Raw genomic sequence first — 24,572 nt, 5'->3', positions numbered from 1 at the left:
GTCGACGAAGCGTCTACTCGCTCGTGAGGACCAGGGCGGCCCAGGGCTCGAGCGAGAATTCGTGGCCGGCGGCGAACTCGCTGCCGTCGGTCGCGTCGGTGACCGCGACCGGGCTGGTGGCCGTTGCGGGAAGGGAGCTCCAGTTGTGCACGAACCAGGCGCGGCGACCCGCGCCGGTGGTACCGGAGGTGACGGTGACGGTGGGGGCGATCATCCACTCGCCGGCGGTCGGCAGGGGCACGGCCCAGTGGATGATGTCGGCCGCGAGCGCCGCGTTGGGCACGGTGCCCACGTAGGTGACGCGGCCGGCGCCGACCTCTCGCGTGGTGATCGCGGGGAACCGCCCGAGCTCGGAGTGCTGATAGCCGGCGAGCACGGTGGCGCCGTCGACGACGAGGCCATCGGCCCAGGCGGTGGCGCGGGCCTCGGGCGAGACGGTGAACCCGCCCTCCGGGATGACCGCGAGCGGTGCATCGAGATTGGAGAACTCGTCGTACCAGACGCCGGCCACCTCGCTCAGCACCGCCGGCGCCACCGCGAGCCGCGCGCGCGCCTCGTCGTCACCGTAGCCGGTGCGGATGCCCGCGATGAGGTGCCCGCCCGCGAGGGCGTAGTCGCGCAGGAAGGCGAGCTGGTCATCCGTCGCCGTGTAGAAGGCCGGAACCAGGAACACCGGGTGCGCAGCCGCGAAGGCAGCGGGGTCGTCGCCCAGCTGCTCGGGGTGCACGATGTTGGCCTGCGCGCCCGCGTCGATGACCCCGCGGTAGAAGGCGTCGAAGATGCGGCGGTACGCGAAGCGGTCGGGCCGGTGGTCGGCCGTGTGCAGCGGCGGGAAGAAGTTGAAGGCCCACAGGCTCTCGTGCGAGAACAGCACGGCGATGTCGGAGTCGGGAACGAAGCCGTCGAGCGTGCCGCCGAGGGAGCGCAGCGTCTCACCGAGCGCGGCGACCTCGCGGTAGATGCGCCCGGGCTTCTGGCTGTGCGGGAGCACGCCGCCCCAGTACGTCTCGGTGCCGTAGCGCAGCGACTGCCAGTGCCAGTACTCGATCATCGCGGCGCCGCGGGCGACGAGCGCGAGCGCGGCCTGCTTCAGCTGCCCGGGGTAGGGCGGGTAGTTGTGGTCGCTGCCGCTGATGGTCTGCACGTCGGTCTCGGTGACCAGGAAGCGGGCCTGCTTGGATGCCCAGGCGCGGTCGCCCTGGAACATGAGGCCCCACGGTCCGGTCGTGTTCCACTCGGCCAGTGCGGGCAGGTCGACACCCTTGGCGAGGTGATCCTGCATGCCGTAGTAGGGGTTGGAGGCGGTGACGTCGAGCGCGAGCGCGGTCTGCGGCTCGTGCGTGGCGGGCCGTCCGTACTGGAAGCAGGTGGTGATGAACTGAGTCGGCGCGCTGTACTCGCGCACGAGATCGGCCTGCTTCGAGATGAACTCCGTGGTGAGCCGCGCCTGGAAGGCGCGCCAGGCGAGGTCGTACTGCGGAAGGGTGTTGCCGTCGGGCACCCAGAGCTGGCCCCAGTCGGTGATGCGGTGCGACCAGTAGACGAGGCCCCACTCGCGGTTGAGCGTCTCGACGTCGCCGTACTTCTCGGCGAGTTCGGCGACGAAGCGCTCGAAGGTGTGCGCGTTGTGGAAGAGCTCCATGCCGGGCTCGTTGTCGACCTGGAAGCCGATGACGGCGGGGTGTGCCGCGTAGCGCTCGAGGATGACCCGGATGATGCGCTCGCAGTAGGTCCAGAACAGCGGGCTCGAGTAGTCGACCTCCTGCCGGGCTCCCCAGTGCTTGGGGGTGCCCGTGGCGACGTCGCTCGCGAGCTCCGGGTGCTTCACCTGCAGCCACGGCGGGATCGCGTAGGTGGGCGTGCCGAGGATCACCGCGATGCCGCGCGCGTGGGCGCCGTCGAGAGTGGGCTGCAGCCAGTCGAGGTCGAACTCGCCGTCGCGCGGCTCCCAGGTCGACCACACCGACTCGCCGACCCGGATGACCGTGAACCCGGCCGCCGCCATCAGGTCGAGATCCCCCTCGATGTCCTTCCCCGGCTCGTACTCGGGGTAGTAGGCCGCCCCGAACCGGATGCCGGGAAGGACGGGCGCGGACTGCTCGGGGGTGCTCACAGCGATGACTCCAGTGTCAGGGGGCGGGTGACTCAGCCGAGTTAGCGCTAACGCAACGCGGTCCGGTCAGACTAGCGGAGGTGAGTTAGCGCTAACAAGAGGCAATTCTGCCGCGGGCCGCTTTGTTACCCAGCCGTTACCGGCGGGCGCCGAGCGAGCGCGGGCCGCCGCGCGCGCCGCGGCTCCCCTGCGCCGCCGGAGGCATCACCCCAGCGCGTCGTGCGCGCGTCACCGCGGGACGGGCGCGTGGTGCGCGCGTCACCCCGGCGCTTTGTGCGCGCGTCACCGCAGGGCGGGCGCGGTCGACTCCCGCGCGAACAGCGCGGGCAGCTTGAGCTCCGCCGCCTCCGGGTGCAGCCCCGGGTCGATCATGTGCAGGAGCGCGTTCATCGAGGAGCGCCCCTGGTCGTCGAACTCCACGCCGACCGTGGTCAGCGGCGGCTCGAAGAATCTCGACTCGGGGATTCCGTCGAAGCCCACCACGCTCATGTCGTTTGGCACCCGCACTCCGCGCTCGCGCAGCGCGCTGAGCGCCCCGAGCGCCATCTGGTCGTTGGAGACCACGAGCGCGGTCACGCCCTGATCGAGCGGCAGGCGCAGACCCGCCTCGTAGCCCGATGCGGGACTCCAGTCGCCCTCCAGCTGCCCCACGAGTTTGCCCCCGCCGCGCGCCACCGACTCCTGCAGCGAGCGCAGTCGGGTCTGTGCGGCGAACCACTCGAGCGGGCCGGTGATGGTGAAGAAACGCCGGTGCCCCAGCTCGAGCAGGTGGTCGGTGAGCAGCGCGGTGCCGGTCACGTCGCCGTTGCGGAGCCCCGACGCGGGCAGCACGCCGGCCTCCAGAAAGACGGGCACGCCGAAGGAGACCCGCGCGATCTCGTCGCGCACGGCCTCAGTGGGGGCGAAGACCATGATGCCCGCGGTGTCCGACTCGTCGATGAGCGCCACGGCGCGCTCGATGTCGCTGTGCTGGCGCGGGTCGAGGCCCACGATGTCGAGCACGTAGCCGGCCTCCCGCGCGCGGTCGCTCGCCCCCTGCACGATCCGGGTCGGCCCCACCTCGTCGAGTCGGTCGAAGAAGAGGGCCGCGATGCGCCGCGAGGTGGCGGTCGCGAGCGAACGGGCGGCGCGGTTGGGGCGGTAGTTGAGCTCGGCGATCGCGGCCTCCACCCGGCTGCGGATCTCGGGCCGGATGTTCGTGTGCCCCTTCACCAACCGCGAGACGGTCTGGTGCGAGACTCCCGCGAGCGTCGCCACGTCGTACAGAGTCGGCGGCTTCCGGGGCGCGGGCGTATCGACCGATGTCCCTGTGGTCACCCATCACCTCCCGCTCGCGGATCAGCTTGAGATTACCGCTAACCCGGGCTCCCGGAACACTCGCACCTCCCAGGGGCGCAACGGCTCGCCGAACTCGGCCGCCGGATAGTTCGAGAGCACGAGCGTGGCTCGCGCCCAGGACGGGTCGAGCTCGTCGACACCCGCCGGGTCGATGGGCTCGACCCCGAAGTTGGCGACGACCAGCAGGCGCGCGTCACCGAGGGCGCGCGAGTACGCGACGAGGGCGGGATGCTCGAGCGCGAGCATCCTGATGTCGCCGTAGCCCACCACCGGGTCGTCGTGACGCATCCGCACGAGCGCGCGATAGAACTCGAACACCGAGCCCGCCCTGCCCACCTGACTCTCGGCGTTGATGCGGTCGGCGTTCGGGTTCGCCTCGATCCACGGTTGCCCGGTCGTGAAGCCGCCGTGCGGCGCGGCCGACCACTGCATCGGTGTGCGCGCGTTGTCGCGACCGCTGTGACGGATGCCCGCGAGCACGACCTCGGCGCTCTCCCCCCGGTTCCCCACCGCATCGGCGAAGAAGTTGAGCGACTCGATGTCGCGCACCTCGTCGATGGAGGCGAAGGGCACGTTGGTCATGCCGAGCTCCTCGCCCTGATAGATGTAGGGGGTGCCGCGCATGAGGTGCAGCACCGCGCCGAGGGCGCGCGCCGACTGCGACCAATACGCGCCGTCGTCGCCGAAGCGGCTCACCGCCCGCGGCTGATCGTGGTTGTTCCAGTACAGGCTGTTCCACCCGGTCTCGTGCAGGCCCTCCTGCCAGCGGCCGAGCGAGCCCTTCAGCGCGCGCAGGTCGAGGGGCAGCGGGTCGAACTTGTGGGCGCCGTGATCGAGGTCGACGTGCTCGAACTGGAACACCATGTTGAGCTCGTTGCGCGCGGGATCGGTGAAGAGCCGGGCATCCTCGACCGTCACCCCCGGCATCTCGCCGACCGTCACCAGCTGCCCGACCCGCCCCGCGAAGACGCGCGCGTGCATCTCCTGCAGAAACTCGTGCAGCCGGGGGCCGTTGATGCAGAACGGGGTGCCGTCGCCGTACACGGCACCGGGCGCGACGACTCCGTCGGGCAGACCCGGCACCTTGGAGATGAGGTTGATGACGTCCATCCGGAAGCCGTCGACGCCGCGGTCGAGCCACCACGTCATCATCTCGAAGATCGCCGTTCGCACCTCCGGGTTCTCCCAGTTGAGGTCGGGCTGCTTGCGCGAGAACAGGTGCAGGTAGTACTCGCCCGAGGCCGCATCCCACTGCCAGGCCGAGCCCGAGAAGAAGGATGACCAGTTGTTGGGCTCCGCGCCGGGGGTGCCGCCCTCGAACCCGGGCCGCGGCGGCCGCCAGATGTACCAGTCGCGCCGCGCGCTCTCCCGGCCGCCGGCGGACTCGCGGAACCACGCGTGCTCGTCGGAGGTGTGGTTCACCACCAGATCCATCACGATCTTGATGCCGCGGGCGTGCGCCTGCGCGATGAGCTCGTCGACGTCGTCCAGGGTGCCGAAGGCGGGGTCGATCGCCCGGTAGTCGCTGATGTCGTAGCCGTTGTCGTCCTGCGGCGAGGCGTAGATCGGCGAGAGCCAGATCGCGTCGACACCGAGGGTGTGCAGGTAGTCGAGGTGGGCGAGCACGCCCGGCAGGTCGCCGATTCCGTCGCCGTTCGAGTCCGCGAAACTGCGCGGGTACACCTGGTAGATCACCGCGCTCTTCCACCAGTCCGCGTCGTGCGCCAGGCGAGCGGGGGTAGTCGCGACGTCGGTCATGGGAGTTCTCGCATTTCTGTCGGTTCGGGCACGGGGTCGATGACGACCATGAGCCAGAGGGTGAAGTCGGGGAGGGTCGCGGTCGCCCAGTCGCCGTCGAGCTCGACGGGCAGCTCGATGAGGCGCCCGGCCGCGTCCGGGTCGGCCGCGCGCACCCGGGGTACTCCGACGCCCACGCGACGGAACCTGAGCGTGCCCGGCCCGGGCGGCACGGGGTCGCGGCGCGGGGCATCCCACAGCTCGTCGTCCTGGCCGCGGAGGTTGATGAGGTGCACGACGAGCCGGTCGCCCGCCGCCGTGATGCGCCGCCAGACCGAACCCGCACGCGCCTCCTCGGTGACCGCGACGCCGCGGAAGGAGACGTCGCAATCGTCGTTGTAGGCGCCCGCGTAGGAGCCGGTGACGTCGACGATCGCCGGATCGAGCAGCACCTCGTCGTGCTCGACCAAGAAGTCGTACCAGCGCTTCAGCAGAGCCGCCGTCGACGCCTCGACCACGTGGTTGCGCACGTAATAGGGGTCGACGAGAATTCGGTCGGCCTCGCCCGCGAGCAGTTGCGTGGCACCGTGCGAGTAGAGCGTGGCCATCGTGAGCGCGGTCGCGCGGTCGGCCGCCTCGGCGGGGGCGGAGTCGTAGACGTGCTGATAGGCCGCGATCGCGACGGGGGTGTCCCCCGCGAGATCCCGCGCCCGCGAGACGACCCGCGCCAGCGAACCGAGCGTGAGCTGCGGATCCCACACCTCGATGTAGACGGCGTCCTGCGGCGCGGTCGCGGTCAGCCACGTCGGGAAGTCGTTGACGTTGTTGAACACGAGCGTCGACTCCGGAAGGCGATCGCGCACCGAGCGGATGACCGCCCCGAACGACTCCGCGACATCGACCACCTCGCCGTCCGGCCGCACCGCCCGCTTGGGATACCCGTACTGGTCGAGATGGAAGCCGTCGAAGCCGAGCTCGGCGGTCGCCCGCGCCAGCTGCCCCGTGAAGCTCTCGCGCCAGTCGGGCGCGGCCGGGTCGACCAGGAACAGGAAGTCGCCGAGTCCGTAGGGCGCCCCGCTCGCGGTGAGCAGGGCGCGATGCGACCAGTCGCCCCACTCCGCCGGGCCGACGGCGTACACGGCCGCGTACCCGAGTGCCCGCGAGCCGGCGTTCTGCACCGTCTGCACGAGCGCCCGCACGGTGGCGAGCGAGATGGGCTGGTCGAGCGCGTCGCGGTACTCCGCGCCGCCGCCCATGAGGTCGGCGTGGCGGTAGGCCCAGTCGTAGAACTGCACACCGTCGAGGTGCAGTCGCCGCACCGTGTCGGCGACCCCGGCGAGGTCGCGGCCCGGCGAGTAGTCGACCACGAAGCCGTACCGCAGCCGCGCACCGGCGTAGCCGGCGACGTCGACGGCGGTGCGGAGCGCGGTGCCGTCGTCGGCCACGAAGTCCACGCCGTAGCCGCCGATCGGCAGCCAGCCGAGCACGATCGTGTCTCCACCGCCGTGCCGCGCGCGCAGCACCTCGTCGCCGAGGTGGCGCACGATGACCGTGCCCGGGCGATCGGTGCCGCGCACCTCGAGCACGATGGGCTCGTCGGCCGCGTAGCGGGCGCGGGTGGGGAGGAGCTCGGGGCCGGTCATCCCTTCACCGCCCCGGCGGTGAGCCCCTGCACGAAGTAGCGCTGAAAGACGAGGAACACGATGATGACCGGGATGACCGCGATGAGCGACGCCGCGAACACGAGCCCCCACTGCGTCGCGTTCTGCCCCTGATAGTTGGCGATCGCGAGCGGCAGGGTGCTGTGGTCGGGGTTGTTGATGAGGGTCAGCGCGATCGGGTACTCGTCCCAGCCGTTCAGGAAGGTGAAGATGGTCGCCGTCGCGATCGCCGGCTTCGCGAGGGGCAGGGCGAGTCGCCAGTAGCGCGTCCACGCGGTGGCGCCGTCGACCTGCATCGCCTGATCGAGTTCTGCGGGCACGGAGGCGAGGAAGCCGCGCAGCAGGAAGGTGTTGAGCGAGAGCGAGCCGGCGACGTAGAAGAAGATGAGGCCGGTGAGCGAGTCGAGCAGGTGCAGGTCGCGGGCCAGGATGTACTGCGGGATCAGGAGCATCACCGCGGGAATCGTGAGCCCGGCGAGCAGGATCCGGAAGATGACCTCCCTGCCCCGGAACCGGAAGCGGGCGAAGGCGAACGCCATCATCGAGCTGAGCAGCACCGAGAGCGCGGTCGAGATGATCGTGACGATCGCGGAGTTGAGGAAGTAGAGCGCGAAGTTCTGGGCACCCAGCGCGGTCGTGTAGTTCGCGGTGGTGGGGTGACTCGGAATGAACTGCGGCGGCAGCGTGAGCACGTAGGCCTGGCCCTGGAAGCTCGTCGCCACCATGTAGGCGAAGGGCGTGACCATCACGATCGCGCCCGCGATCAGCACGACGTAGCGGAAGGTGGTGGCGGCGCCGGCGGCGGCGCGGGGCCGGGCGCGCAGGCGGGGGGCGAGCGCGGTCATGCGAGCTCCTCCCCGCGGTCGCGCGTGATGCGCAGCTGCAGCACGGCGAGCACGAACACGAGAACGGCGAGGATGACCGCGATCGCCGACCCGTATCCGAAGTCGAGGTAGCGGAACGCCTGCGTGTACATGTAGCTGAGCACGACATCCGTCTGCCCGACGGGGCCGCCCCCGGTCACGAGCTCGACGCTCGCGAAGACGTTGAGCCCGCCGATCACGAGCATGACGGAGAGGAAGACGGTGGCCGGATTGATCGCCGGCAGGGTGACCGCGCGGAACCGCTGCCAGGGACCCGCGCCGTCGACGAGCGCCGCCTCCTCGAGGGATTCGGGCACGCCCTGAAGCGCCGCGAGGTAGATCATCATCGACCAGCCGACGCCCTTCCAGATTCCGAGGAGACAGATGACGATGAGGGCCGTTCCCCGCTCGGACAGCCACGAGACGTCGCTGTGCATGAGGTGCAGGAAGTCGTGCAGCGTGAAGTTGACGAGCCCGCGGTCGGCGAAGAGGTACTTGAAGAGGAGCGAGACGACGACCCAGCTCGTGATCACGGGCAGGTAGTACAGCACGCGGAAGAGCGGCTGGCTGGGGCTGCGGCGCTTCAGCAGCACGGCGATGAACAGCCCGATCGCCATCTGGGGGATCACCGTCGCGAGCATGTAGATGCCGCTGTTGCTCAGGCTGAGCCAGAACGCCGGGTCGCGGAAGGCCCGCACGTAGTTGTCGACGCCGATCCACTGGCTGATCGCGCCGGCCATGATCTGCCAGTGGTAGAAGCTCATGCGGAAGGCCTGCAGCGCCGGCCAGATGATCGCGATGACGAAGATCGCGACTCCGGGGAGAAGGAAGAGGTAGGGCGTGGCGGAGGAGCGCGGGCGGCGCGACCGCGCGACAGGAACGGGTCCTGTCGCGCGGTCCACCCGGGGCTGATCCGAGGTGAGGAGAGCCAAGTGCTAGCTTCCCGCCAGCAGTGCGTCGATCTGCGATGCGGCGCCGTCGAGTGCGGCACTGACCGAGGTCTTGCCGAGGAAGGCGGGCGTGAGCGACGTCGACAGCACGGTGTCAATCTTGCTCTGGTTGGGGCTCGCGACGCGAGACTTCGCCGTCTTGAGCTGGTCGGAGTACACGGAGTAGTACGCGGCGATCTGGGCCTGCTGGTCGGCGAGCGCCGGCTGCACGGTCATCTGCCCCGTCTTCGCCATCGCGATCTGGAACTGCTCGCTCTGCGTGAAGCGGATGAACTTCTGCGCGGCCGCCGCGTGCGTCGAGCTCGCCGTCTGCACGATGTCCTCGCCGCCGACGACGCTGATCGATCCGCCCGCACCCGCGGGGATCGGCGAGTAGATCGGCTTGAAGGCGGGGTACTGACCACCCCAGATGCCGGCCATCCATGGTCCGTCGAAGATTGTGGCGTACTGCGTCTTGGGCAGGCCGTCGGAGGTTCCCGTGGCGCCCTGGTTGCCGGTGATCAGATTCGGGATCAGCTTCTCCTTGTACAGGTCGACGAGCATCTGGATCGTCTGCACGTTCTGCGGGCTGTTGAGGTAGCCGGTCGCCTTCGTCTCGTCGGCGTTCGTGATGTCGCCACCGCCCGACCAGATCCAGGGCGAGATGTTCCAGGCGCCGAGGCCGCTGTCGGCGAAGAGATCGACGCCGGTTCCCTTGAGCTTCGCGCCCATCGCCTCGAGGTCGGCGAAGGTCTTGGGCGGGGCCGAGACGCCCGCCTTGTCGAGCGCCGCCTGGCTCGTGATGAGCACGCGCGTGTTGGTGTCGAGCGGCAGCCCGTAGTACTTGCCCTTGTAGAGGTTGGTGGCGACGCTGCCGGGATAGTCGGCGGCCGCGAGCGTCTTGTAGTCCGACATGGTGTCGGAGAGCGGGGCCAGCACGCCCAGCTGCGCGAACTGCGGCACCCAGCCGAGGTCGGCCCGCACGAGGTCGGGCAGCTGGCCGCCCGCGGCGCTCGTGGTGAGCTTCTGCAGCAGGGAGTCGTAGGCGATGTCGACGTACTTGACGGTGATGCCCGGGTTCGCCTTCTCGAAGGCCGGGATCAACGTCTTGTTGAGGGCATCCTGCTGGGTGGAGTTGCCACCGTTGCCGTAGCTGCCCCAGAAGGTGAGGGTGATCGGGCTGGCCTTGGTACCGGTGGCCGAGTCGGTCGAGCTGCCCGAGCAGCCGGCGATGACGAGCGAGATCGCTGCCGCCGTCGCCACCGCCAGACCGATCCTCTGTGAACGCTTCATTGCGATTCTCCTGTCGTGATGTGAAGACACGTTGTGCATCCGCAGCGCTGTCGTCGTGCGGTGGAGTTATTTCTATGTCAAAAGTAATTCGGTGTCAAGCGTCGATTTCAGGCGTGTTTCTCCCCGATATATCTTCATTGACGAAAGTATTCTCCGTGTGGCACGCTGAGGCGAGCACTCGCACGACGCGGTGGGCCGTCAGGGAAGGGAGTCGGATGCGCATCTCCACCTCCCCGTGGACCCCCGACACCGGCGCCTCCCGCTCCGTCGCCCTCGAGGTGCTCATCCACGGTCCCATCTCGCGCAGCGACATCGCCCGCCGGCTCGACCTCTCCGCCGGATCGCTCACCCGCCTCAGCACCCCGCTCATCGAGAGCGGCCTGCTCGTCGAGGTGGAGGAGAAGACGGATGGCCGTGCCGGACGCCCCTCCCGGCCGCTCGACATCGTGCCCGAGTCCCAGCACTTCATCGGCATCAAACTCACCGGAGTGGACGTGCTCGGCGTGCTCACCGACCTCCGCGCCGCCGTCATCGCCTCCGAGCACGCCGTGCTGCCGAGCCGCGACCCCGACGCCGTCATCGCGACCCTCGTCGAGGTCGTCGGTCGCCTGCGCGGCAAGGTCGACACCGTCTCCGCGCTCGGGGTCGGGATGGGTGCCCTCATCGCCGACCACGCCGTCGTCACCGCCGCGCCCTTCCTGGAGTGGTCGGAGGTGCCGCTCGGTACGCTGCTCGAGACCGCGACGGGCATCCCCACCGTCATCGAGAATGACGTCGTGGCGTTCACCGAGGCCGAGCACTGGTTCGGCGCGGGGCGCGGGCTCGACCGGTTCGCCGTGCTCACTCTCGGCGCGGGGATCGGCTACGGCACGGTCATCCACGACGAGATCGTCGTGGACGCCGACTCCGGGATCGGCCTCGTCGGTCACTGGCCCCTCGACCCCTTCGGTCCGCTGTGCCCGGCCGGGCATCGCGGATGCGCGCGCAGCGTGCTCACGAGCACGGCGATCAGCACCGCCGTCTCGGCGGTCCTCGGGCAGGAGGTCGACTATGACGAGGCGCTCGATCGCGCCGCCGCCGGGGAGCCCGCCGCCCGCCGCGTGGTCGACGACGCGGGCCGCGGGCTCGGGCGCATGATCGCGGCCATCGCCAACCTCACGGCCCCGGAGCTCGTGATCCTGGGCGGAGAGGGCGTGCGCCTCGTCGAGGTCGCCGCCGACGCGATCCAGGAGGGCATCGCCGCCGACCGCGACCCGCGGGCGCGCCGCGTTCCGCTCGTGGCGACCTCCGGCGACAACGTGGAGTGGTGCCGCGGGGCCGCGGTCATCGCGATCCAGCGCTTCGTGCTGGGTAAGCGCTCCTGACGCCCGACTGACGCACCGCCCGGCTGACGCACCGCCCGGCCGAGGCACCACACGGCCGGCGCACCGCTCAGCCGCGGAGTTCCGCGAGCACCGCCTCCAACTGCTCGACCGCCCAGTCGAGCTCCGCCGCCTCCACCACGATCGGGGGCGCGAGGCGGATCGTCGATCCGTGCGTGTCCTTGGCCAGCACACCGCGCTCCATGAGCAGCTCGCAGACCTGTCGTCCGGTACCGAGGGCGGGGTCGATGTCGATGCCCGCCCACAGGCCGGCACCGCGCACCTCGACGATGCCGAATCCCACCAGACGGTCGAGCGAGGCCCGCAGCCGGGCGCCGAGCAGTCGCGCGCGCTCCTGGTACTCACCGGTCGCGAGCAATTCCACGACGGCGAGCCCCACCGCGGCGGCCAGCGGGTTGCCGCCGAAGGTCGAGCCGTGCTGGCCGGGCTGGAGCACGCCGAGCACGTCGTGGTTGCCCACGACCGCGCTCACGGGCACGATGCCGCCGCCGAGCGCCTTGCCCAGCAGGTACAGGTCGGGCACGACGCCCACGTTGTCGCACTGGAAGGTGGCACCGGTGCGCCCGAGTCCGGACTGGATCTCGTCGGCGATGAACAACACATTGCGGCGGCTGGTGATCTCGCGCACCGCGGGCAGGTAGTCGGCGGGCGGCACCACGATGCCGGCCTCGCCCTGGATCGGCTCGAGCAGCACGGCGACGGTGTTCTCGTCGATGGCCGCCTCGAGCGCCGCCGCGTCGCCGTAGGGAACGCTCACGAAGCCCGGCGTGTACGGTCCGAAGTCGGCCCGCGCATCCGGGTCGTTCGAGAAGCTGATGATCGTGGTGGTGCGCCCGTGGAAGTTGCCGTCGGCCACGATGATCGTCGCGCGGTCGTGCGGCACGCCCTTCACCCGGTAGCCCCAGGCGCGAGCGACCTTGATGCCCGACTCGACCGCCTCGGCCCCCGTGTTCATCGGCAGCACCATGTCTTTGCCGGCGAGTGCGGCGAGCGCCGTCGCGAACGGCGCCAGTCGGTCGTTGTGGAAGGCCCGGCTGGTGAGCGTGATGCGGTCGAGTTGCGCCTTCGCGGCGGCGACGAGCACCGGATGCCCGTGCCCGAAGTTGACCGCCGAGTACGCTGCCAGGCAGTCCAGGTACTTGCGGCCCGTCACATCGGTGACCCACGCGCCCTCGCCGGTCTCGACGACCACCTCGAGCGGGTGGTAGTTGTGGGCCAGATTGCGTTCGGCCGCCTCGACGGCCTCGCTCATCGACGCAGTTCCAGCGTGCAGCATTTCACCCCTCCTCCACCGAGCAGCAGCTCGCTCAGGTCGACGCCGATCGGGTTGTAGCCGCGCTCGCGCAGCTGCCGCTCGAAGTCCTTCGCCCGGGAGGCGATCACGACGTTGTAGCCGTCGCTGAAGGAGTTGAGCCCGAGCACCGCGGCGTCTTCCTCGTTCACGATGATCGCGTCGGGGAACAGCTCGCGCAGCACGCGGTTTCCCTCCTCGGTGAAGGCGCTCGGCAGGTAGGCGATGTTGCTGTCGTCGAGCACGGCCACCGCCGTGTCGAGGTGGTAGAAGCTCGGGTTGATGAGTTCGAGGCTCACGACCTCGCGTCCGTAGATGCGCGCGACCTCCGCGTGGCTGTCGGAGGCGCTGCGGAATCCGGTGCCGGCGAGGATGACCCCGCCCACGAGCAGGAAGTCGCCTTCGCCCTCGTTGACGTTCTCGGGCACGCGCACGTCGAAGCCCTGCGAGCAGAACCAGTCCATGTAGGCCGGCCCCTCGGGCTGGCGCTCGGGGTAGGTGAAGCTCGCACCGTAGGCGATGTTGTCGATGACGAAGCCGCCGTTGGCCGCGTAGACCATGTCGGGCAGGCCCGGGATCGGGTCGATGAGCTGCACGTCGAAGCCGAGCTCGAGGTAGGTGTTGTACAGCACCTCCCACTGCGTCACCGCGAGGCTCGTGTCGGTGGGAGCCTCGGGGTGCATCCAGGGGTTGATGCGGTAGCTGACGGTGAAGTAGTCAGGGCGGCACATGAGAACGGTACGTTTGGTGGCGATACGCGTCGGCGTCGCGGAGGTGGTGTCGGTCATCGTCATAATGCCAGTGTTTCACGCACCTATCCGCAATGTCAGAGCTTGAAGCGCAAGAAATCAGCGCAAATGACTGTCTTGACACAGTTATTCGCCATATGCTGCTCTCATGGACAATCTCGACTACGGCATCATCGATCTTCTCCGACAGAACTCCCGGGCCGGCTACGGCGACATCGGCGAGGTCATCGGGCTCTCCGCCTCCGCGGTGAAGCGGCGCGTCGACCGGCTCGTCGCCGACGGGGTCATCCGCAGCTTCACCATCCAGGTCGACCCCGCCGTCGACGGAATGGCGACCGAGGCCTACGTCGAGCTGTTCTGCCGCGGCACGGTCGCGCCCGACGAGCTCAAGCGCATCCTCTCCGGCGTTCCCGAGGTCGTCGACGCCGGCACCGTCACGGGCTCCGCCGACGCGATCGTGCACATGCGCTCGCGCGACATCCCCTCCCTCGAGATGGCGCTCGAGAAGGTGCGCATCGCGCCCAACGTCGACCACACCCGCAGCGCGATCGTGCTCTCCCGGCTGATCCACCGCACACACGACTGAGCCGCCGGATGATCGACCCCGCCTCCTTCCGCATCGACCCCGGGTCGAGCGTGCCCCCCTTCGAGCAACTGCGCGAACAGTTCGTGGAGCGGATCGCCTCAGGGGAACTCGCGGCGGGCATCCGCTTGCCGACCGTGCGGGGGCTCGCCGAGGCCCTCGGCCTCGCCCCCGGCACGGTCGCCCGCAGCTACCGCGAGCTGGAGGCCGACGGCTTCATCGAGACCCGGGGGCGCAGCGGCTCCTTCGTCGCGGCGCAGGGCGACCCGCGCGAGCGACAGGCGAAAGAGGCGGCGCGGGTGTACGCCGACCGCATCCGCGCCCTCGGCGTCGATCCGGCACTCGGGCTCGACTACGCCCGAGCCGCGCTGCGCGACTGACGCCCGGGGCGACTACCGAATGCCGTACACGTCGGAGCGGTGCGCGATGCGCAGCACGTTCACCACGCGGGCGTCCTCGTCGATGCGAACGAGTACGCGATAGGCGATGCCGACGTAGCCCGCCCGCAGTCCTTCGAGCTCGGCGGCGAGGGGCTTCGTCACTCTCATCGGGTTCTCAGTGAGCGGTCCTCCGAGAAATCTCAGGACCGCGTCGACCAGCTTGGGATCGAGGCGGCCGAGCGCCCGCGTCGCGGGCCGGGAGAGCCTGACCTCATACGGCGCGGCCGTCACCGCTGTGCCAGTTGAGCACGCACTTCCTCCAGAGAGAGCATGCGGCCGCTCGCGATGTCACCCTCGGCTTCAGCCATCTCCGCGGCGTGAGCCGGGTCGGACAGCCAGGCGAGCGTCTCCTGCAGCGCATCCAGATCGTCGGGCGAGATGAGCACCGCGGCGGCCTTGCCGTGGCGAGTGATCACCACTGCGTCGTGGGTGGATTCGACACTCTCGACCAACGTCGAGAGCTTGTCCTTCGCTTCGCTGACTGAGACCGTGTGCATGGGATCCATTCTAGCCATTTTTTCGGCCACTTTGTCGGGCCAAAAAGACGCCAATTCCGTCACTCCGCGCATGCTGCTCATGCCGCGCACCTAGACGACGAGACGCACCGCGCTCATCGCGGCCGCCCGCGCGTAGTCGACGGGCCCCGGTGCGGAGACGACGAGCGGCGGTGCGGCACCCGGCGGGTCGCGGCGGGAATCGATCGCGGCGCCCACCTCGTCGCGCGCGAGGTCGACCACTGCCCCGCCGAGGCCCGCGACGATGACCACCTCGACGTCGAGCAGGTTCACGATGTGGGCGATCGCGACCCCGAGCGCGGTACCCGCGAGGCGGACCGCGGCCAGGGCGCGCTGATCGCCCTCGCGCGCCGCGGCGACGACGGTCGCCACGCTGGCGTCGGGCATGCCGGAGCCGGCGACGAGGGATCGGGCCGTCGCGTACGCCGCGACGCAGCCCGCGTGCCCCCGGTCGCAGCGGGGCCCGGTCGTGTCGACCGCGAGGTGACCGACCCGCCCGGCCTGCCCGCGCGATCCCTCGATCACCTCGTCGCGGAGCACGAGGCCGCAGTCGATGCCGCCGCCCACGTCGAGGAGCGCGAGCGACGACCGCCCGAGCCCGGCGCCGAACCAGTGGTGGGCGGAGGCGAGCGCCTGCACCGGGCTCCTGATCGCGCTGGGGAGCCGGGTCGCCTGACGGAGTGCGTCGCGGAGCGAGTGCCGGTCATCCCCCATTGGATCGGGCCGCGGCGCCTCGCCGATCACGCAGACGCCGAGGGCGGAGAGCCGGTTGAACTGCGGCGTGAGCCGCACTGACACCCGCGTGAGCAGGGTGGCCAGGGCGGTGAGGTCACGGGAGTCGAGTCGATGCTGCTCGCGGTGCACGACCGTTCCGCTGAGATCGGTGACGGCGGCGCGGACGGTGTCGCCGGCCAGCAGCACCCCGAGGAAGTGCGCGGCGCCGGGCCGGAGTTCCAGCATCTCGGAGGGGCGTCCCCTCCCGGGGAGCGGCAGGATCTCGCCCTCGGCCACGAGCCCCAGATCGATGAGGCCCCGGGTCAGGCGCGTGAGCGTCGGCCGCGACAGCCCGGTGCGGCGCGCGAGCTCGGCGCGGGAGCGCGAGCCGTGCACGAGGAGATCGAGGAGGACGCTGCGCTGGGCATCCTGCAGAGGGGGCCACGCGGCCCCGGCCGTCGCGCTCGGCTCTCGCACGCGTGGAGCATAGTCGTTCGCCCCGCGCGCCCGTCAGAGTTCTCCACCGAACGGCGTCGCCCGCGCTAGATGACGAGCTCGGCCATCCCCGGGTCGGGGTTGCCGAAGCGGTGCGCCGTCACACTCACCGCCTGCTCGTGCAGGAAGGGCAGGAGTTCGATGCGCCCCGCGGTCGTGACGGGCGCGCCCCAGATGGCGAGATCGGGATGCCCGCCCGCCGCCGCGGCGAGCGCCACCGCATCCCCGCCCACCAATCGCACCCGGGTCGTGTCGAGTTCGCCCGACTGAGCGCGGGCGGCGAATCGCGCGTCGGTCTCGATGACGACGGAGCGCACGGATGTGGGCGAGGTGAGCGTGCGGAACAGTTCGACGAGGGCGGTCGGCAGTGGCGTCGCGCTGCTGATCCACAGGGGCGAGCGGGTGAGGGTCGCCGCCGCGATGAGCCGCACGAGGTCGCCCATGCCGCCGTTCTCGGCGAGCCGCAGCGTGATCGGGGCGGGTCGGTAGCGGAAGACGTTCCGCTCCACGCCGAGCGCGCTCACGTCGCGCGCGACGCCGAACTCCGCCGCCCACGCCTCCTGGTCGTGCAGGGCGGCCAGCCGCACCCGCTCGAACTCCTCGAACTCCATGCCGGCCTGGGCGCGCGTGATGACGGTCGCGACCGGTGCGCTGATGCCGTCGAGGAGCAGGTCATCCGCCGTCTCCTCCGCAACCGCGACCCAGCTGCCGAGGGTCAGCAGGTAGTTGGGCCCGCCCGCCTTCGCCCCGGTCCCGACCGCCGAGCGCTTCCAGCCGCCGAAGGGCTGTCGGCGCACGATCGCGCCGGTGATGCCGCGGTTCACGTAGAGGTTGCCCGCGTCGACGGTGTCGATCCAGTGGGCCACCTCGTCGGGGTCGAGGGAGTGGAGGCCCGCGGTGAGCCCGTAGTCGCTCGCGTTCTGCAGGGCGATCGCCTCGTCGAGCGTGCGCGCGGTCATGATGCCGAGCACGGGACCGAAGTACTCGGTGAGGTGGAACGCGCTCCCCGGCGCGACCCCCGCCTTCACGCCGGGCGACCACAGCCGCTGCGTCTCGTCGAGCTGGCGCGGCTTCACGAGCCACTCCTCGCCCGGCGCCAGCTCCGTCAATGCGGAGAGCAGCTTGCCGTGCGCGGGTTCCACGATCGGCCCCATCTCGACGGTCGGGTCCTGCGGGTAGCCGACCCGCACGGCCCGTGCCGACCCCACGAGCTGACGACGGAAGCGCTCCGACGACGCGACCGAACCGACCAGAATGACGAGCGAGGCGGCGGAGCACTTCTGCCCGGCGTGCCCGAAGGCGCTGCGCACGACATCGGCGACGGCGAGGTCGAGATCGGCCGACGGAGTGACGATGATCGCGTTCTTGCCGCTCGTCTCGGCGAGCAGCGGAAGCTCCGGCCGCCAGCTGCGGAACAGTGCCGCCGTCTCCCAGGCGCCGGTGAGGATGACGCGGTCGACGCGGGGGTCGGCGATGAGCGCCCGCCCGAGCTCGCCCTCCTCGATGTCGACGAGCTGGAGCACCTCGCGCGGCACGCCCGCCTCCCACAGTGCCTCGATCATGACGGCCGCGCAGCGGCGCGCCTGCGGAGCCGGCTTGATGATGACCGCGGCTCCGGAGGCGAGCGCCGACAGCACCGAGCCCGCCGGGATCGCCACCGGGAAGTTCCACGGCGGGGTGACGACGATGAGTGTGGAGGGCACGAACCGTGCACCGGTGACGTGGTCGAGGTCGAGCGCCCGCTCCGCGTAGTAGTGCGCGAAGTCGACCGCCTCGCTCACCTCCACGTCGGCCTCGCCGATGGTCTTGCCGGTCTCGCTCGCCATCACCTCGACGAGTCGCCCGCGGAACGCAGCGAGCACGTCGCCGGCGTCGTGCAGGATGCGCGCGCGATCGTGAGCCGGGGTCGCTCCCCAGCCCGTTCCGGCCGCGACGGCACCCGCGACGATCGTCTCCAGAGCGGCCGCATCGGTCACGGCGGCGGCCGCGATCGTGTCGACGCCGAGGGTGGAGTCCGCACTGCGTTCGAGCACGCGCAGCGCCCAGGCCCGGTTGCCCGCGAGCGCGGAGTCCGTGTCCGGCTCGTTGCGGAAGGCGCCCACGGTGGAGGGCGCGACGCTCGGGTGGGAGCGATCCTGGGTGCGATTGGGGGTCGGGAGGGGGTCATCCAGCCCGGCCAGCGAGGCGCGGAATCGGCCGGCCTCGCGCTCGAAGATCGCCTCGCTGCTCGCGAGCTCGAAGACGCCGCTCATGAAGTTCTCGGGGTCGGCGTTCTCCTCCAGCCGGCGCACGAGGTAGCCGATGGCGGTGTCGAAGTCGTGCGGCTGCACGACGGGCGTGTACAGGAGGAGTCCGCCGACGGCTCGCTTGACCGCGTCGGCCTGCCCCGTCGCCATGCCCAGCAGCATCTCGAACTCGACACGGGTGTCGACGTGGCGCTGGCGGGCCAGGAGCCAGGCGAACGCCACGTCGAAGAGGTTGTGGCCGGCGACGCCGATGCGCACCGCATCCGTGTGCTCCGGGGTGAACGCCCAGTCGAGTACCCGCTTGTAGTTCGTGTCGGTCTCCTGCTTGCTCGGCAGGGTCGCGAGCGGCCAGCCGTGCAGGGCGGCATCGACCCGCTCCATCGCCAGGTTCGCGCCCTTGACGACGCGCACCTTGATGCCCGCCCCGCCCCGCGCCCGCCGTTCGATCGCCCACGCGGTGAGCTTCTTGAGCGCGCCGAGCGCGTCGGGCAGGTAGGCCTGCAGCACGATTCCCGCCTCGAGCTTCGCGAGGCGCGGCTGGTCGAGCAGGGCCGTGAAGACCGCGATCGTCAGGTCGAGATCGTGGTACTCCTCCATGTCGAGGTTGATGAACTTGGGCGTCGGGGAGACGGCCGCGTACTCGTAGAGCGGGGTCAGTCGCTCCACCACGCGCTGCACCGTCTGCTCGAAACCCCACATCGACATGTGCGCCACGACCGATGAGACCTTGATCGAGACGTAGTCGACGTCATCGCGCTCGAGGAGTTCGCGGGTTCCGCGCAGTCGACGGTCCGACTCCTCGTCTCCGAGCACCGCCTCGCCCAGAAGATTGAGGTTGAGCCGCACCCGCTGGCGGCGCAGGGTGGCGAGGGTCTTGTCGAGTTCGGCCGGGCGCGCGTCGATCACGAGGTGGCTGACCATCGAGCGCAGCACGCGCCGCGCGACGGGCACCACGATCCACGGCAGCACGGGGCCGAGGATGCCCCCGACCGCGATCGCCGCGCGCAGGTACCAGGGCAGGAATCGCGGGATGATCCGCCCCAGTCGCGCGAGATTGGCCCCGGCCACGTGCACGTCCTCCGGCCGCACGACCGTGTCGACGAAGCCGAGGGTGAATTGCAGACCGCGCGGATCCTTGAGCACGCCGGCCAGTCGCTGGGCGCTCACATCCGGCGCGACGCTCGCCGATTCCTGCAGCCAGCGGCGCACGGTGGCGATCGCCTCGTCCGCGAGGTCCGCGGGGTGGTGGACGGGCTGCGGATCGATGCTCGACATGCTCACGAGACTATGCCTCTCACTCGGCGGGGGTTCCGGTTCCAGTGTGCGCGCGTCAATCCATCGTGAAAAGCGATGGTTTGTGCACGATACTGATCGGAATACCTGACGAATGGGGGATGACCGTGCTCGAGCTCCGCCGCCTCGCCCTCCTTCGCGAGCTCCAGCTGCGCGGCACGATCGCCGCCGTCGCCGAGGCGCTCTCCTACAGCGCGTCCTCCGTCTCCCAGCAGCTCTCCGCCCTCGAGGAGGAGGTCGGGGTGCCGCTGCTCGTCAAGTCCGGGCGCCGCGTGCGACTGACGGCGGAGGCCGAACTCCTCGTCGAGCACACCCACGCGCTGCTCGAACGGATGGAGCAGCTGGAGGCCGACCTCGCCCGCACCCGCAGCGTCGCGAGCGGGACGGTGCGGCTGGCCGTCTTCCAGTCGGCGGCGCTGAGCGTGGTGCCGCTCGCCCTCACGATGCTGGCGGCCGAGCATCCCTCGCTGCGGGTCGAGATCACCCAGCGGGAACCGGAGAGCGCCCTCGCGGCCGTCTGGGCGCGGGAGTTCGACCTCGTCATCGCCGAGCAGTACCCGGGGCACGCGGCCCCGCGGATCGCCGAGCTCGACCGGCAGCCGCTGTGCACCGACGCGATCCGGCTGGGGGCCAGCTCGGCCCGCATCACCGGGATCGCCGACGCGCGCGACAGCGCCTGGGTGATGGAGCCGAGGGGCACCGCGTCCCGGCACTGGGCGGAGCAGGCCTGTCGCACGGCGGGCTTCGAACCCGACGTGCGGTTCGAGACGGCCGACCTGCAGGCGCACATCCGCCTCGTCGAGTCGGGGCACGCGGTCGCCCTGCTGCCCGATCTCGTCTGGGCGGGACGCCCGCCGAGCGTGCGGCTGGTCGAGCTGGCGGGTCTCCCCCGGCGCACCATCTTCACCTCGGCGCGGCGGTCGAGCGGCACGAGCGCCGCCATCACGGCCTGCCGCGACATTCTGGGGCGCGCGGTGGAGCAGCTCGGGCTCGTCGCGCCGCAGTCCCCGGCCTGAGGCCGCGACGAACTACTGTTGTCGGCATGGAGTCGTCCTCGGAGATCAGCGAGGAGGAGTGGCGCGCCTGGCGCACCTTCGTCGAGATGCGGCGCCGCCTCGACCAGGTGCTCGAGCGCGAGCTCCACGCGGCCGGCGACATCTCCCGCCCCGAGTACGACCTGCTCATGACGGTGTTCGCCGTGCCCGGCCGCCGGATCCGCGCCCGTGAACTCGCCGAACGCCTCGGCTGGGAGAAGAGCCGCGTCTCTCACCAGGTCACCCGCATGGATCGGCGCGGCCTCGTCGCCCGGAGCGAGTGCGACACCGACCTGCGCGGCAGCTGGGTCGAGCTGACCCCCGCCGGCACGCGCGCCGTACTCGGCACGATGCGCGAGCACGCGGCGAACATCCGTCGGTACTTCCTCGACGTGCTGACGCCGGAGGAGCTCGAGACCGTCGCCGACATCTCCGCGCGCGTGCTCGCCGCCGTCGGCACCCCCGCCTGCGACGAGGAGTCCGACCCCGCCGACCCGGAGCACCTCGAGGCCATGGCGTGACCGGCCGCTACGACGTCGCCATCGTCGGCGGCGGGCACAACGCGCTGGTGGCGGCGGCGTATCTGGCGCGGGCCGGCAAGTCGGTCATCCTGCTCGAACGACAGGATCATCTCGGCGGCGCAGCGGTCTCGGCACAGGCCTTCGAGGGGGTGGATGCCCGGCTCTCGCGCTACTCCTACCTGGTGTCACTCCTCCCCTCCCGCATCATCCACGACCTCGGCCTCGATATCCGGCTCGCGCGTCGCCGCTACTCCTCCTACACCCCCCGCCCCGGCACGGAGACGGGCGTTCTCGTCGATGGCGGCGACCCCGCCGCGACGGCGCGGGCGCTCGGTGCCGACGCCGGCGCGTGGTCGGAGTTCTACGCGGGCACGGCCACGCTCGCGCGCGCCCTGTTCCCCACGGTCACCGAGCCGCTGCTGCGCCGCTCGGAGGCGCGGGCCGCGGTCGGCGACGACGCCCTGTGGCACCGCTTCATCGAGCAGCCGGTGGGGTCGGGTATCCGCGAGACCTTCGGCGACGACCTCGTGCGCGGAGTCGTGCTCACCGACGCCCTCATCGGCACCTTCGCCCCCAACGTCGACGAGACGCTCGCCGCCAACCGCTGCTTCCTCTACCACGTGATCGGCGGCGGAACGGGCGACTGGGACGTGCCGATCGGCGGCATGGGCAGCGTCTCGGGCGAGTTGCTGAACGCCGCGCGACGCGCCGGCGCCACGCTCGTGACCGGCGCCGAGGTCACCGCGGTGACGCCCGACGGCGAGGTGCGCTATCGGCTGGATGACCGCGAGCGGCCACTCCACGCGGAGGTCGTGCTCTCCGGCGTCGCGCCCGCCGTGCTCGCGCGCCTGCTCGAGGCGGGCGGGGCCGGGGGCGGCCCCGCGGTCGCCCGACCCGAGGGCGCGCAAGTGAAGGTCAACCTCCTGCTGAAGCGACTGCCGCGACTGCGCGACCCCGCGGTGGACCCGGCCGCCGCCTTCGGCGGCACCTTCCACATCAACGAGGGCTGGGCACAGCTCGACGCCGCCTACGCGAGTGCGAGCGCGGGGTCGGTGCCGGATCCGCTGCCCTGCGAGATCTACTGCCACTCGCTCACCGACCCGAGCATCCTGTCGCCCGAGTTGCGCGCCTCGGGCGCCCAGACGCTCACCGTCTTCGCCCTGCACGCGCCGGACCGGCTGGTGACCGAAGAGACGAACGACGCCCGACGGGACGAGTATCAGGCGGCGGTCATCCGCTCGCTCGACTCGGTGCTCGCCGAGCCGATCGAGGAGCTGCTGCTCGCAGACGCCGCGGGGCGCCCGACGATCGAGACGAAGACCACCCTCGACCTCGAACACGCGCTCGCCATGCCGGGCGGAAACATCTTCCACGGGCCGCTGTCGTGGCCGTTCCTGGAGGACGACGCTCCGCTCGCCACCGCGGCGGAGCGCTGGGGCGTCGCGACGGCGCACCCGCGGATCCTGCTCTGCGGATCGGGCGCGCAGCGCGGTGGCGCGGTCAGTGGGCTCGGCGGGCACAACGCGGCGATGGCGGTGCTCGAGGCAACGGGCGTCGGCGGCGGTCGCTGAGCCCGCTTGCCCTGCGACCCGCGCCCGCGACCCGACCGGGCCCGCTGGACCGGCGCGCTCGCCTGTGCCGGACCGCCCTGCGGCGCGCCCGCGCTCAGCAGCGGCGCGCTGATCGTCACCGCGGGCACTGGCCCGCGCGGGAGACCGGCAGGTCGACGCACACCCGAAAAGACGCCGACCTGCCGGGGTCTGTGATGAGGGGAAGGGGGAAGGAGCGCCGAACCCCCCGATACCGGCGCTCCTCCCCTGGCGGCTGTGCGGCGGCGTTGTACGCGGCACCGGCCAGCCCTTGCGCGAGAACCAAACCCCCCGATTTGTTCGCCTCGCGGCTTGATGAAGAACACTCTACTCAGCTGGATTTATCTGTCAACTTACTTTACTAATAATTTTTTACAGAAATATTTACAGTTTGTTGAGGGCGCCAACGAACCCGCCGCCGGCGCCCGCGCCGGCCGTCGCGCCGCACCCGCGCCCGCGCCCGCGCCCGCGCCCGCGCAAGCACAAGCACAAGCACGAGCACGAGCACGAGCACGAGCACGAGCACGAGCACGAGCGTCACACATTGCAGGAGCCGCGCCGCCGTAAGAGGGAGCCTGGCACCGCCGGCCCGCCTCCCTGCTGGGCTCGCCGAGAAGAGGGCGGCGCCGCGCGCCGACTCATCCTGCAAAGTGTGCGGGTGCAGGCGCGCGGGTGGTGCGGGTGGAGACGCGCGGGAGGCGCGCGTGGTGCGTGCGGGAGGAGGCGCGCCTGAAGGCGCGGGTGGAGGCGCGCGGCGCGCGCACCCGCGCCGGCCAACCCTCAGTGGCGGCGGTGGTCCTGCACGGTCATCCGGGGGCCGAAGGCGGGCTTGCGGAAGCCGCTCGCCTCGATCAGCCGCACCACCCGGTGGCGGTGGCCCGCGTAGGGCGCGAGCAGTTCGAGCATGCCGTCGTCGTCCACGGGCGCGCCGACGAGCGCCCAGCCCACGAGGGAGGCCAGGTGGTAGTCGCCGACGCTCGGCGAGTCGGGGTCGCCGTGTGCGCGCTGCGTGGTCTCGGCCGCCGTCCAGACGCCAATGCCGGGGAGCGACCGCAATCGCCGGGCGACCTCCTCGCCTCCCCGGCCGAGTTCGAGGGTGCGCTCGAGCGAGCTCGCGACGGTCGCCGCGCGCACCGCGGTCTCCGAGCGGTTCGGGCCGACCCCCGCACGATGCCAGTCCCACGACGGGATGCGGCGCCAGACCTCCGGGGCCGGAATCACCCGCATCCCCTCGGGTGCGGGACCGGGTGCCACCGCACCATACGCCGTCACGAGCCAGCGCCAGGCGCGTCGCGCCTCGAGCCCCGTCACCTTCTGCTCCAGAATCCCGGCGACGAGCGCCTCGAACACGGCGTTCGTGCGGGTCAACCGCAGCCCGGGAACGCGTCGTCGCGCCTCGGCGAGGAAGGGGCGGTCGCTCACATCGAGCCCGTCCCAGTCGTCCCCCGCCCCACACAGCTCGGGCACACCCGCGATCGCGCGCTCGGCACCCGGCCCCCAGGCGGTCGCGTGCACGGCGGCTCCGCTCACGGCGAGGTGCAGCGTCGCGGGGCCGTCCGGCGTGAGCACCGTGCGCCAGAGCGCCGCGCCCTCCCAGCGGTGGGTGGGGTCGGCGGCGCCGCGCACCAGCGGGCCGAGCACGTGCCGCAGCGAGACCGGATGCTCGGGACGATAGACCGTCTCCCGAACATCCGTCGCACCCATGCAGAGAGGTTAGCCCCGCGCGCCGTCTTTACACTCGATGGATGCCCGTCTCCGCGGTTCCGCTCCAGGAGCCCGCCGGGCT

At 71.0% G+C, this 24,572-nt stretch carries 20 protein-coding genes; 6 read left to right on the top strand and 14 right to left on the bottom strand.

From position 1 onward, the window contains the following. Window positions 1-13: 13 nt before the first annotated feature. From G3T37_RS14115 to G3T37_RS14085, 7 genes are all read right to left on the bottom strand, one after another. Complete coding sequence (locus G3T37_RS14115) at window positions 14-2,113, bottom strand: beta-galactosidase (protein ID WP_338401280.1); 2,100 nt, start codon at window positions 2,111-2,113, stop codon at window positions 14-16. A 282-nt stretch (window positions 2,114-2,395) separates the two neighbouring features. Continuing rightward, window positions 2,396-3,430, bottom strand: a complete 1,035-nt coding sequence (locus tag G3T37_RS14110; RefSeq protein WP_163474541.1) for a substrate-binding domain-containing protein — start codon at window positions 3,428-3,430, stop codon at window positions 2,396-2,398. Window positions 3,431-3,451: 21 nt separating this feature from the next. Then, window positions 3,452-5,209: an alpha-glucosidase gene (locus tag G3T37_RS14105; protein WP_163474540.1), complete on the bottom strand. Its 1,758-nt coding sequence runs from the start codon at window positions 5,207-5,209 to the stop codon at window positions 3,452-3,454. Then, a complete protein-coding gene (locus G3T37_RS14100) occupies window positions 5,206-6,831 on the bottom strand; it encodes a glycoside hydrolase family 66 protein (RefSeq protein WP_163474539.1) in 1,626 nt (541 codons plus the stop codon). Before G3T37_RS14100 ends, G3T37_RS14105 begins: the two co-directional genes overlap by 4 nt. Then, window positions 6,828-7,694 carry a carbohydrate ABC transporter permease gene (locus G3T37_RS14095; protein WP_163474538.1) on the bottom strand — a complete coding sequence of 289 codons (867 nt, stop codon included), beginning with the start codon at window positions 7,692-7,694 and terminating at the stop codon, window positions 6,828-6,830. The genes G3T37_RS14100 and G3T37_RS14095 overlap by 4 nt, the downstream gene beginning before the upstream one ends. Then, a complete protein-coding gene (locus G3T37_RS14090; RefSeq protein WP_194241663.1) occupies window positions 7,691-8,644 on the bottom strand; it encodes a carbohydrate ABC transporter permease in 954 nt (317 codons plus the stop codon). Before G3T37_RS14090 ends, G3T37_RS14095 begins: the two co-directional genes overlap by 4 nt. 3 nt (window positions 8,645-8,647) lie before the next feature. Continuing rightward, on the bottom strand, window positions 8,648-9,934 hold the full coding sequence (locus G3T37_RS14085) for an extracellular solute-binding protein (protein WP_163474537.1): 1,287 nt from the start codon (window positions 9,932-9,934) through the stop codon (window positions 8,648-8,650). Window positions 9,935-10,149: 215 nt separating this feature from the next. Between G3T37_RS14085 and G3T37_RS14080 the strand changes: the two genes are divergently transcribed. Next, complete coding sequence (locus G3T37_RS14080) at window positions 10,150-11,298, top strand: ROK family transcriptional regulator (RefSeq protein ID WP_163474536.1); 1,149 nt, start codon at window positions 10,150-10,152, stop codon at window positions 11,296-11,298. A gap of 67 nt (window positions 11,299-11,365) precedes the next feature. Here the strand turns inward: G3T37_RS14080 and rocD are convergent, their stop codons facing one another. Together rocD and ddaH are read right to left on the bottom strand one after the other, a co-directional pair. Then, complete coding sequence (gene rocD, locus G3T37_RS14075; RefSeq protein ID WP_174247791.1) at window positions 11,366-12,568, bottom strand: ornithine--oxo-acid transaminase; 1,203 nt, start codon at window positions 12,566-12,568, stop codon at window positions 11,366-11,368. Beyond that, a complete protein-coding gene (gene ddaH, locus G3T37_RS14070) occupies window positions 12,565-13,401 on the bottom strand; it encodes a dimethylargininase (protein ID WP_163474534.1) in 837 nt (278 codons plus the stop codon). The genes rocD and ddaH overlap by 4 nt, the downstream gene beginning before the upstream one ends. Before the next feature lie 103 nt (window positions 13,402-13,504). Here ddaH and G3T37_RS14065 point away from each other — a divergent pair, with 103 nt between their 5' ends. Together G3T37_RS14065 and G3T37_RS14060 are read left to right on the top strand one after the other, a co-directional pair. Continuing rightward, window positions 13,505-13,942, top strand: coding sequence for an Lrp/AsnC family transcriptional regulator (locus tag G3T37_RS14065; RefSeq protein WP_163474533.1), 438 nt, complete (start codon window positions 13,505-13,507; stop codon window positions 13,940-13,942). A gap of 8 nt (window positions 13,943-13,950) precedes the next feature. Then, window positions 13,951-14,319 (top strand): GntR family transcriptional regulator, encoded by a 369-nt coding sequence (locus tag G3T37_RS14060; protein WP_163474532.1) that lies wholly within the window; start codon window positions 13,951-13,953, stop codon window positions 14,317-14,319. A gap of 12 nt (window positions 14,320-14,331) precedes the next feature. Here the strand turns inward: G3T37_RS14060 and G3T37_RS14055 are convergent, their stop codons facing one another. The 4 genes from G3T37_RS14055 to G3T37_RS14040 all read right to left on the bottom strand — a co-directional run bounded on the left by G3T37_RS14055 (window position 14,332) and on the right by G3T37_RS14040 (window position 19,624). Then, window positions 14,332-14,610: a type II toxin-antitoxin system RelE/ParE family toxin gene (locus G3T37_RS14055; protein ID WP_163474531.1), complete on the bottom strand. Its 279-nt coding sequence runs from the start codon at window positions 14,608-14,610 to the stop codon at window positions 14,332-14,334. Continuing rightward, window positions 14,607-14,957: a type II toxin-antitoxin system Phd/YefM family antitoxin gene (locus tag G3T37_RS14050; protein ID WP_241732470.1), complete on the bottom strand. Its 351-nt coding sequence runs from the start codon at window positions 14,955-14,957 to the stop codon at window positions 14,607-14,609. The genes G3T37_RS14055 and G3T37_RS14050 overlap by 4 nt, the downstream gene beginning before the upstream one ends. A gap of 9 nt (window positions 14,958-14,966) precedes the next feature. Beyond that, on the bottom strand, window positions 14,967-16,085 hold the full coding sequence (locus tag G3T37_RS14045; RefSeq protein WP_163474530.1) for an ROK family protein: 1,119 nt from the start codon (window positions 16,083-16,085) through the stop codon (window positions 14,967-14,969). Window positions 16,086-16,150: 65 nt separating this feature from the next. After that, complete coding sequence (locus tag G3T37_RS14040; protein ID WP_163474529.1) at window positions 16,151-19,624, bottom strand: bifunctional proline dehydrogenase/L-glutamate gamma-semialdehyde dehydrogenase; 3,474 nt, start codon at window positions 19,622-19,624, stop codon at window positions 16,151-16,153. 125 nt (window positions 19,625-19,749) lie between these two features. Between G3T37_RS14040 and G3T37_RS14035 the strand changes: the two genes are divergently transcribed. The 3 genes from G3T37_RS14035 to G3T37_RS14025 are packed head-to-tail and all read left to right on the top strand — an operon-like array spanning window position 19,750 to window position 22,768. Further along, window positions 19,750-20,658: a LysR substrate-binding domain-containing protein gene (locus G3T37_RS14035; RefSeq protein WP_163474621.1), complete on the top strand. Its 909-nt coding sequence runs from the start codon at window positions 19,750-19,752 to the stop codon at window positions 20,656-20,658. A 26-nt stretch (window positions 20,659-20,684) separates the two neighbouring features. Then, entirely contained in the window at window positions 20,685-21,197 is a 513-nt protein-coding gene (locus G3T37_RS14030) for a MarR family winged helix-turn-helix transcriptional regulator (protein ID WP_163474528.1), read from the top strand. Then, the gene (locus tag G3T37_RS14025; protein WP_163474527.1) at window positions 21,194-22,768 is read left to right on the top strand and encodes an NAD(P)-binding protein; all 1,575 of its coding nucleotides are present in this window, start codon (window positions 21,194-21,196) and stop codon (window positions 22,766-22,768) included. Before G3T37_RS14030 ends, G3T37_RS14025 begins: the two co-directional genes overlap by 4 nt. Before the next feature lie 798 nt (window positions 22,769-23,566). On the opposite strand, the gene G3T37_RS14020 is transcribed toward G3T37_RS14025, so the two are convergent. Beyond that, the gene (locus G3T37_RS14020) at window positions 23,567-24,490 is read right to left on the bottom strand and encodes a DNA-3-methyladenine glycosylase family protein (RefSeq protein WP_163474526.1); all 924 of its coding nucleotides are present in this window, start codon (window positions 24,488-24,490) and stop codon (window positions 23,567-23,569) included. Window positions 24,491-24,572: the final 82 nt, after the last annotated feature.

Origin of the sequence: Galbitalea soli, assembly GCF_010686725.1 — a bacterium.
Lineage (GTDB): Bacteria > Actinomycetota > Actinomycetes > Actinomycetales > Microbacteriaceae > Galbitalea > Galbitalea soli.
Note: the sequence above shows the minus strand (reverse complement) of the source record. Positions and strands in the feature narration are given on the sequence as shown.

Excerpts from the sequence above, each read along its gene's own strand:
- G3T37_RS14040 (WP_163474529.1), bottom strand. The coding sequence starts at position 19,624 with ATGTCGAGCATCGATCCGCAGCCCGTCCACCACCCCGCGGACCTCGCG.
- G3T37_RS14050 (WP_241732470.1), bottom strand. The coding sequence starts at position 14,957 with ATGAGCAGCATGCGCGGAGTGACGGAATTGGCGTCTTTTTGGCCCGAC.
- G3T37_RS14065 (WP_163474533.1), top strand. The coding sequence starts at position 13,505 with ATGGACAATCTCGACTACGGCATCATCGATCTTCTCCGACAGAACTCC.
- G3T37_RS14080 (WP_163474536.1), top strand. The coding sequence starts at position 10,150 with ATGCGCATCTCCACCTCCCCGTGGACCCCCGACACCGGCGCCTCCCGC.
- G3T37_RS14095 (WP_163474538.1), bottom strand. The coding sequence starts at position 7,694 with ATGACCGCGCTCGCCCCCCGCCTGCGCGCCCGGCCCCGCGCCGCCGCC.
- ddaH (WP_163474534.1), bottom strand. The coding sequence starts at position 13,401 with ATGACGATGACCGACACCACCTCCGCGACGCCGACGCGTATCGCCACC.
- rocD (WP_174247791.1), bottom strand. The coding sequence starts at position 12,568 with ATGAGCGAGGCCGTCGAGGCGGCCGAACGCAATCTGGCCCACAACTAC.
- G3T37_RS14030 (WP_163474528.1), top strand. The coding sequence starts at position 20,685 with ATGGAGTCGTCCTCGGAGATCAGCGAGGAGGAGTGGCGCGCCTGGCGC.
- G3T37_RS14105 (WP_163474540.1), bottom strand. The coding sequence starts at position 5,209 with ATGACCGACGTCGCGACTACCCCCGCTCGCCTGGCGCACGACGCGGAC.
- G3T37_RS14085 (WP_163474537.1), bottom strand. The coding sequence starts at position 9,934 with ATGAAGCGTTCACAGAGGATCGGTCTGGCGGTGGCGACGGCGGCAGCG.
- G3T37_RS14060 (WP_163474532.1), top strand. The coding sequence starts at position 13,951 with ATGATCGACCCCGCCTCCTTCCGCATCGACCCCGGGTCGAGCGTGCCC.
- G3T37_RS14100 (WP_163474539.1), bottom strand. The coding sequence starts at position 6,831 with ATGACCGGCCCCGAGCTCCTCCCCACCCGCGCCCGCTACGCGGCCGAC.
- G3T37_RS14020 (WP_163474526.1), bottom strand. The coding sequence starts at position 24,490 with ATGGGTGCGACGGATGTTCGGGAGACGGTCTATCGTCCCGAGCATCCG.